General features: G+C 56.4%; 1 pseudogene. It reads right to left on the bottom strand.

Annotated features, from left to right (window positions below):
- A pseudogene (locus BN1119_RS11925) lies at nucleotides 1–304 on the bottom strand (M3 family metallopeptidase); the annotation flags it as partial.
- Nucleotides 305–759 lie beyond the last annotated feature (455 nt).

The following is a 759-nucleotide window of genomic DNA, read 5'->3' as shown; positions in this document are numbered from 1 at the left end:
CCAGCTCGTCCATCAGGGCGGCGGCGGCCGGATCTTCGATGACGTTGCACTCGAAGAAGGCAGCCCAGCCGGCCAGGCCGCGCCTCAGATCCGCCTCTTCGGCCTGGGCCTGCATCTGCCGCAGCACCGGCAGGCGGGCAGGATCGGCACAGAACGCCTTGTAGGCCTGTTCGGCGGCGGTGAAGCCGGCCTGATCGTCGCTGGTGCCCATGTAGGTGGACCAGAAGAGGTCCTCCTTGCGCCTGTGTACCTTCAGGTAGTCGGCGTTGAGCTGGTTCAAGTAATTCCTGGCAATGGAACTCATAAATTCCCTCTTGTGATGGGGTCCCCTCGGGGCGCCCACTTCCTTTTTTGGTGAAATGCCAACTCATTCACATTTCTTGCAAATAGAGTCGAACAATGATGCGCCGGGATGCGCCAGATCACGCTACCAAAAGCCAGGGTTGATGTCTGCTAGCTATACTGGCCGCCAAAAAACCCAAATGGATACTAGTTATCACAACCATATGAAAGTTAAATAAATATAAGCATGAAACAATCAAGGCCAGCTCGTTGACCGGCCATCACCAGACCCGCACGAGAGACAAGGAAAAGACTATGTTCAAGCTCGGTGATATCGCAGTGAGTCGCAAATTGATGCTGCTGCTCTCAGTGGCATTGCTCGGTTTCCTCGCACTGCTGCTCATCTCCGCCAGTGCCCTGCATCGCAACCTGATGAGCGAGCGGGAAGCCAGATTGCAGGCGGTGCTGGATCTGGCC

The organism is Aeromonas bivalvium (assembly GCF_000819765.1).
Classification (GTDB): Bacteria; Pseudomonadota; Gammaproteobacteria; order Enterobacterales; family Aeromonadaceae; genus Aeromonas; species Aeromonas bivalvium.
The sequence above is the reverse complement of the archived record's forward strand: the minus strand, read 5'-3'. Positions and strand labels throughout refer to the sequence as shown.